The sequence below is a fragment of the Serratia sp. 506_PEND genome, from assembly GCF_001076875.1.
GTDB lineage: Bacteria > Pseudomonadota > Gammaproteobacteria > Enterobacterales > Enterobacteriaceae > Serratia > Serratia marcescens.
Genome location: NZ_JVEL01000126.1, coordinates 1 through 7,618 on the forward strand (window position 1 = coordinate 1; position 7,618 = coordinate 7,618).

7 protein-coding genes are annotated in these 7,618 nt (G+C 53.1%); all 7 read right to left on the reverse strand.

Translation table 11 applies throughout. The features are described 5' to 3' along the window. A partial coding sequence (locus tag ADK28_RS03505; RefSeq protein WP_048794898.1) for a helix-turn-helix domain-containing protein occupies positions 1 to 235 on the reverse strand: 235 nt, incomplete at its 3' end. A gap of 531 nt (positions 236 to 766) precedes the next feature. After that, on the reverse strand, positions 767 to 2,068 hold the full coding sequence (locus ADK28_RS03510; protein ID WP_048794901.1) for a cytosine permease: 1,302 nt from the start codon (positions 2,066 to 2,068) through the stop codon (positions 767 to 769). Positions 2,069 to 2,088: 20 nt separating this feature from the next. Next, positions 2,089 to 2,778, reverse strand: coding sequence for a helix-turn-helix transcriptional regulator (locus ADK28_RS03515; protein WP_004937346.1), 690 nt, complete (start codon positions 2,776 to 2,778; stop codon positions 2,089 to 2,091). Positions 2,779 to 2,805: 27 nt separating this feature from the next. After that, positions 2,806 to 3,216, reverse strand: coding sequence for a GNAT family N-acetyltransferase (locus ADK28_RS03520; protein WP_016930107.1), 411 nt, complete (start codon positions 3,214 to 3,216; stop codon positions 2,806 to 2,808). A gap of 427 nt (positions 3,217 to 3,643) precedes the next feature. Beyond that, positions 3,644 to 4,558 (reverse strand): alpha/beta hydrolase, encoded by a 915-nt coding sequence (locus ADK28_RS03525; protein ID WP_048794899.1) that lies wholly within the window; start codon positions 4,556 to 4,558, stop codon positions 3,644 to 3,646. A gap of 640 nt (positions 4,559 to 5,198) precedes the next feature. After that, entirely contained in the window at positions 5,199 to 6,083 is an 885-nt protein-coding gene (locus tag ADK28_RS03530; RefSeq protein ID WP_016930105.1) for an ATP-grasp fold amidoligase family protein, read from the reverse strand. Between the two features lie 50 nt (positions 6,084 to 6,133). Continuing rightward, a complete protein-coding gene (locus ADK28_RS03535) occupies positions 6,134 to 7,429 on the reverse strand; it encodes a lysine N(6)-hydroxylase/L-ornithine N(5)-oxygenase family protein (RefSeq protein ID WP_048794900.1) in 1,296 nt (431 codons plus the stop codon). Positions 7,430 to 7,618: the final 189 nt, after the last annotated feature.

Genomic DNA, 7,618 nt, shown 5'->3' on the forward strand with positions numbered 1-7,618 from the left:
GCTTTTCCAGATCGTAATCTTCGATCTCTTCACAGGAGACACCGAAGAAATCGGAGATCCGATTCACGGTGGATTGCTGAACGTTGTTCACTCTTCCGTCAAGAATTTTGTAGAGGGTAGTGCGCGTCAGGCCGCTGCGATTGGAAAAGGAAGCCTTGGTTTCACCGCGGGTACGCATCAGATATTCAATATTTTTAATGATGTTGATTTTGCGCTGTGCGTTGGTGGTTTTCATTGGCTGTCCTTACAAACATTACGCAGGCTTCACTATATCTTACGCATTGGCGTTGTCCAGATAAAAAGGCGCGGACGAGCGGGTAACGAACTGATTATTAGTGGTAATTATTGTTTATCGTCAGCCGTTTAGCGCAGTGATGTCAGCGGGGGTAGCCTGCTTCCTCTGCGAGAAAGATAAAGCCGTGCAAATCAATTGATTAGGTTTTACTTATGGAAAAGTGAACACAAAAGCCGGTTTTATGTTTACTTTTATGTTGACCAAAGCCGATTTCATGGGCTACTGTTCATGCAAGCTGAAGCTTTTCTTTACGATCAAAATACGGAAGCCGACAGTTTTTATAATAAAAAGCTCAGAGGGGGCATTGCCACACTCTGAGCATAAATGGATAGCTTGCTACCGACACCAGGGACCCTAACCACCACGGCCGCTTGTCTGCGCGATCGGCCCCTTCTTTTGCATTGAATCCCCTTTTCGAGCGTCAAACACTCCCCCGAGACCTGGAGGAGTGCATTATCGCGTTCACGAAAATCAGAGCGATTTCTGTGATGCCAGCGGTTTTTGCGCCCGGCTGAAGACCAGTTTAAGCACCCAATACAGCAGGCTGGCAGCGACCAGGGAATTGATGGTCGGTACGCCCCATTCGGTCGCCAGGCCGACGGCGCCGCCGGCGATGCTGGCGACGATCGCCGCCCAGCCGATAGTTGGCGTTTCGTTCGGCAACTGGCCGGTACGGCGGCTCTCATCCAGGATCTTGCGATGGCTGCGCAGCAGATAATAGTCCACCAGCATGATGCCGATAATCGGCGGGAAGACCACGCCAAGCACCGTCAGGAAGTCGACAAAGCGGTCAAGAATGCCCAGCACCGACAGCGTGGTGCCCAGAATACCGATCACCAGCGTAGTGTAGGTGTACTTCAGCTTCTTGCCGGTGATGCCTTCCAGCGCGTTGACGATGCCCAGCGAAGAAGAGTACAGGTTGAGATCGTTGACGCGCAGGGTGGAGAACACCACCACCAGCAAACCGGCGCCGCCGGCCGCTTGCGACATGATGGTGACCACATCCGCGGTGCCCAGGGTTTTGGCGATCAGGATCGCCAGGCCGTTCACCACGAACTCGCCGGCGATGATGGTGAAGAGCGTGACGCCGAGCACGTGCTTGCCGTTTTTGGAGTAACGGGTCAGATCGGGGGTCATCAGGCTGGCCACGATGGCGCCGCCGACGACGATGGTGATGCCGGCGCTGATGGTCAGCGGTTCACCCGGCGGCGCCAGCTGGATGATCTCCTGCAGGTTATGGCCGGAAAGCGCGGTCACCGAAATATAGGCCACCAGCATGATGAACATCGGCACCGCGATACGGGCGGCGATGCGCAGCGCCTTGAAGCCGAATGCCACCAGGATGGTCAACAGCGTGCCCGAGAGCCCGGCGGCCAGGCCAAAGCCCAGCTTATTGCCGAGCGCGAAGTCGAGCGATTTGGCGAAAATGGCGTTCTGAATGCCGAACCAACCCAGCAGACTGACGGCAACCACCACGCCGATCAGCACCGAACCCAGACGGCCGAAACCGCACCAGCGCGCTAGCAGGCTGCCGGAAATGCCTTCGCGCATGCCCGCCAGCCCCAGGCCGAAGGTCACCACGCCGAAGATCAGGCTGCCGACGAAAATGGCGGTGAAGGCGTCAATCAGCGTCATGGAGTTGCCGAGCACGGCGCCGAGCATGAACTGGTCCAGCGCGGTCAGCATGCCCATATGCACGATGGCCACGCTTAAAAACGAAACTCGTTTATCTTGCGGCACCCGGGTGAGCGGATAATCTTCGATCTTTATCACGGTGAGATCTTCCTTGCGGTTCAAATAAACTGAATGCCTTTGGTTATCAGGCGATCGGGAATGTAGTTATCCAGATTGGCGTATTTGCAGTATTCCTCAAATTGCTGCTGAGTATGCACGTTGGCCTTCTGGTAAATGTTATAAATGCGGTTTTCGATGGTCTTATTGCTGACATTATAGATTTTGGCGATCTCTTTCACCGTAAATCGTTGCAGCATAAGGAAAATGACATCGAGTTCGGCACGGGTGAACAGCTCGTTATTGACTTCGGTGGTCAACACGCTGGGTTTTTGCTGATTGATGTACTTCAACGGCGACAGGCTGTTCATCGGTTTGGCGTTCCAGATCACGCCAATCACCTGTTTGTCATCGTTGTACACCGGCAGCTTTTCGCTGATAAACGGCGTCAGGCTGTCTTTGCCGTACCAGTAGTGCGTTTCTATGACCGTGACCCGATCGCGCGCCGCTTCGGTCATCTTGTCATGTTCGATAAAGTCGGCGGCGGAGTCGGCCCAGTCGGCGGGGAACTCGTGGTCATATTTGCCGGCGACGTCGAAATTCAGCGGCGTATTGGTATAGAGATAAGCGGCGCGGTTCATATAGAGGTGGCGGGACAGGTGATCTTTGATGCCCCAGGGTTCGCTCAGGTGCTCCATCATGGTGATGAGGCCCTTAAAATAAGATTCATTATTTTTATGCGATGAACCCATACCCACCTCTGTGCCGCTCAGGCCGCGTTACAGGCTTTTAGCCAGATAATGGCGGGTGTGGCGATGCGCATAGTCGCCCAGTTCGCCGTAGACCCGGTAGCCCAGTTTTTCGTAGAAGCCTCTGGCCTGGAAATCGAAGGTATCGACATAGGCCATATGGCAACCGCGCTTGCGGGCTTCTTCCTCGGCCAACTCCATCAATTGGCGGCCGTACCCGCTTTTGCGGCATTGATCGCCAACCCACAGATACTGCACTTCCAGGCCGCCCCACCAGGTGCGCGCGACCAGGCCGCCGACGATCTGCTGGCTGTCGTCGGTAACGGTCAGGAACAGCGGGTGAATGTCTACGGGCTGGGTTTTATGATTGTGCGCCCAAAGGCTGTCGATAACGAACTCTTCATCCTGCGGGTTGGGTTTGTCGGTGATATTAATATTCATTTTTAATATAATTCCCTGATTTAATTATTCAAAACTGAACTAGGCGCTTTCGCCCCAACCGCTTCTAATATCACTTTCGTTAATGTATTTCAAGGGTGGTTTTCACCCTTTTCCACCTGGTGAGCGGGCGCTTATGATAGGCGCCACAGGGAGAAGAAAATAGTGAAACAGGCGGTATTAAAACGCTGAAATGCCCTGCTTACACCATCTTTTCCTACTTGCGCCTCACCAGGGCCCCACCGGGAAAACTGCAGTACTGTATGGCTCCACCGGATAGAGCAAGCTCACTTGCCGACGGGGGAGCCACTTTGTTTTTTGACGCGCTCGCCCACGGCCACCGTTCTCTGTCTCAGATATTAAACACTCTTCTTATCAGAAGATATGCGCCGCAGATGAAAATGTGGCCGATACCTTCTGAGCCGCGGATTCAGTCTTCTGCGATGACGCTGTCCAGCGCCGGCTCGATGGTCGCGCCCAGCATGGCGCCGTGCCCTAAGGCGGGCCATTCCCGATAGCCGACGGTGAAACCGTCGAGCTGCGCCAGCTGTTCGGCCAGCAAATGCGTTGCGTCCGCCGGCAGAGCGGGGCTCTTCACGCCGGGCGGGGCCGCGCGATCGCGTTCCGCCAGGCCAATCCACAGTTGCAGCCTTACCGCCGGCGCCGCGCGCCGTTCCGTCATCTGCTGCGCTTCTTGCAGGATCATGCCATTGCCCCACCACAGCGAGGGTTCCACGGCGATATAGCGCTGAAAGGCGGCGGGATGGGTAAACAACGTGTGCAGAACGAAGAGCCCGCCGTAAGAGTGCCCCCACAGCGTCTGCCGCTGCGGATCGACCGCCAGTCTGGCGGCGATCGCCGGTTTGATCCGAGTTTCAATCAATTGCAGGAACGCATCCGCGCCCCCGCCGGACCGTGGCGGTGTCTTCATGCCTGCCGGCAGAGGGAGCGTATAGTCGTAGGCGCGGCCGGCGGCATCGATGCGCAGATCGTTGTCATAGCCGATCATGACCAGCACCGGCGGCCGCTTCGCCGCTGCCAATTTGGCCAGTAAGGCGGCGTTTAACTCCATCAGCACCGCGTTGCCGTCAAGGAAATAAATCGTTGGATAGCCGTCCGGCTCAGGCGCCCGATGCGGTTGGGCGATGCGAACGCGATAATGCCGTCGGCCATCGGCGGAGGTGAAGCGCAGGTCGCTGAAACGGTAATCCGCAGAATCGCTATCGGCTATGGTAGCGCCGATCTTGCGTTCCAAATCGGGCCTGGCCAGCACGGAGCCCGGCAGCCAAAGGCCGATGGCGAGCGCCAGAAGCGCAGAGATAAAATGCCGGTTGGACAAAAACATGCGGGTTAACACCTTCGGAAAAAGGCCGATAGTAGCATCCGTTCGCGCCCGGCAAAAACCTAGCTTTAGGGCGGACATTCCGGCCGCGAATGGCGGCCAAAACCCGGAAGAGGGTCGCCAGTTGCTTTGCCGGGTTAATAGCAACTCATTGTTATTATTGGTAAGTCAGGAATAAGAGAGATTGCAATTAATTAGAAATGGTTATGATTTTTATGGTGAGAGGAATGGCGAATGGAGGGGGAAATACACGGTTATCAACGATTTTTAGCAAAAAAAGCCCTATAAAATAGGGCAAAGACACACAACAACACCAGGGAAACTTTCCGGTATCTTATATTATAGCTTCCTATACATATAGAACATTTTATTATAAATATGTAAGTGATTCTTATTGATTATTTAATGCCATTATTTTTCAAATGGTTATGTGGTCCGGCTGAGGCATTGCTCTTGGGTCGGCTGCGGGCTATCAGGGATGGGTGGCGGGGCTTTTCTGTAACGGCGGCATGAACAAGCGAGGTCATTGGCCCGATAACCCTCAGGGCAATACCGGCCGGCAGGCTGCGAACATGTCGGCCGGTATTCCTCCTCGCGCTGGATACTGCGCCGCACGATCTTCTCTGCGGGCGTCCGGTGAAAATCAGTGCTGTTGCAGTGTCAGCATCTTGCCAAGCAAAATATCGGTCGGCGGCAAAATATCCGTATCCAACCCGGCGGAGGGGGTAAAAGTCAGCTCGCCAAAAATGATTTGGCCTTGCGAGATGTAGAAATCAACGCGAACAAACTCAAAGGGCGCCGACAAGCGAGTGGCGTACTCAAACAGTTCATCGTATCCCTCAGGTTTCACGAAAGCGTTTATCTCCTCCTGGCTCAATGCCAGGCAGTCCTCGCTATAGCAAAGGAACTTGAACTCTTTGTCGAAGAAGTAATATTTTGGCGTCCCGGTATCCCTGCCGACGCACAGTAAGGTGCAGTAAGGCACACCGCGGAAACAATAGATTTTATAGTCTTCAGGCCCGTGACCATTGGCCGATTCGATATATTTTTCCCCAATGATCTTTTTTTGTATCCCTTTGTAGTTGAGTTCTACATAGGTTTTCCAGTAATCGTCTTTCATCCACCCATCAATCAGATGAGAGGCGCTTTTAATGTTCAATGATTGCTTATTTTGGCAAATTAAATTATACCCTGAACCGTGGTTTCCCTTGATGACAAATTTATCAGGCAGCGTTTCCCACGGTATTTCCTGCACTGAATCACAGGAAAAATACAACTCATTAAGAATCTCTTCACATCCCTTTTCTTTGATGTACTCTCTCACCGCATATTTATCTGCACATTGAGTCACTAATGCGTTATTACTGTAGTCATTCAACTTAAGATGATTTATTTTTTCATTCCAGGTTGAGGGGGACTGTAAATTCAGCGGTTTGCCAAATGCCCTTTTGTAGATCAATCTGGCCTTGAATTCGGGGGCTAATACGGCCAGCTGATTCAGAATAAACTTCTTGAATTGTCTCTTCATATACGTAATTCCATCAAAGCATAATGACAATGATTAAGACGTTCTTGCATTTAAAACGCGGGCGGCACGCTTTCACTGCGCCATTGAATGGCTGTCGGCGTTGTTCCCAGATCAAATGGCTTGTGGTCTAACGCCCGATTAAGAATGCGGGCCGATCGCCAGGCCATCAGGCTCAGCTGAGGATCGGCAATGCCGTGATTATGCATACTGGCGTTCATCGCAAATAAGCAGTTCTCCGCTGGGCCTTCCCACTCAAAGGTAAAGTCAGGGGCTATGCGGTATTCGCCGTCCGCAGTCTTCAACAACCGGTGGGCCAAAGGCTCAAGGAACTCAGGCGTCGCCGATTGATAACCGGTGGCAAAGATCACCACGTCCGCCTTGAAGGTTTCCTGGCCGTGATCGAGATGATGACGCGTTTCGAGCTGGTAGGCGTTGTCCAGCGTGTGTTTCACGGCCGTCAGCGAACGGCTGGGCAGCAGGCGCACCCATAATTTCTCGCGCAGGACGTCGAAGCGGTGGTACATGGCGCGATAAATCGCCAGCAGCGACTCACTGGTGATGCCATCTGAGGTCATCTTCTGTTCGGCCAGCATATGCCGCTTGGCCGTGCTGTCCAGTGAGTAAAAGCTCTCGACGTAATCGGGCGTGAAGTATTCGTTGGCAAAAGCAGCCTCATCGAGCGCATTGTAGTTGTTGCGGCGCGATATCCAGTCGAGCTGCTCCGGCTGCCCCCATTCCCCTTTAAAAATGTTCAGGAACAGATCTGCGCCGCTCTGGCCGCCGCCGACGATCGCCACGCGTTTCCCGGTCAGATCGGGGTTGCGCAGCATCATTTCGCTGGCGTGGAAACAGCGATCGCTTTGCGTCGTCACGCAATCCGGCAACTTTATTTTCTTGCCTATACCTATGCTGACGTGTTTGGCGTGGAAGACCTTATTCGAGGTGGTCACCACGAACTGGCGCTGCCGATCGTCAAATTCGACCCGCTGAACGTCTTGATTGAATGCCAATGATCCCATCCCGGCGGCGGCCCAGGTAAGGTAATCGGCGAACTCTTCGCGCGATGCGGTGCGCTGCTCCGTCGTCAGGAAACGATAAAATTTTCTGTTTTTCACCAGATAGTTGAGAAAGCTGTAGCGATTGGTTGGGGCAACCGCACTCACTAAATCTTTTAAGAAGTTGGTCTGCATACTGCAATCCGCCAGGATCATCCCTGGGTGCCAGGAGAAGTGAGGCTTGCGTTCAAGGAATTGTCCCGTAAATCCCTCTATTTCACTTCCTAAGGCTGCCAGGCTAAGATTCGATGGGCCAAGGCCAATACCGATGATATCCAAACGCTGATTCATTAATAAGCTCCAGTATAATGAGAATAATACCCAGAAATACGGCTGCAGATAGGGTGGCTTATAGCAACCAGGCTGCCTTTTTCTTATAAGTAAGCTTCACGAATTAAATGTAATTAAAAGGTGTACGGGCCAAAATGCCGCATTTTTAAATGCCAGTTGAGAATTCGGTAGCGCATCAGGTAAAGGCTA

What these genes read in the sequence shown, in the direction of transcription:
- ADK28_RS03515 (WP_004937346.1), bottom strand. Translation starts at nt 2,778, where the DNA reads ATGGGTTCATCGCATAAAAATAATGAATCTTATTTTAAGGGCCTCATC.
- ADK28_RS03520 (WP_016930107.1), bottom strand. Translation starts at nt 3,216, where the DNA reads ATGAATATTAATATCACCGACAAACCCAACCCGCAGGATGAAGAGTTC.
- ADK28_RS03525 (WP_048794899.1), bottom strand. Translation starts at nt 4,558, where the DNA reads ATGTTTTTGTCCAACCGGCATTTTATCTCTGCGCTTCTGGCGCTCGCC.
- ADK28_RS03530 (WP_016930105.1), bottom strand. Translation starts at nt 6,083, where the DNA reads ATGAAGAGACAATTCAAGAAGTTTATTCTGAATCAGCTGGCCGTATTA.
- ADK28_RS03535 (WP_048794900.1), bottom strand. Translation starts at nt 7,429, where the DNA reads ATGAATCAGCGTTTGGATATCATCGGTATTGGCCTTGGCCCATCGAAT.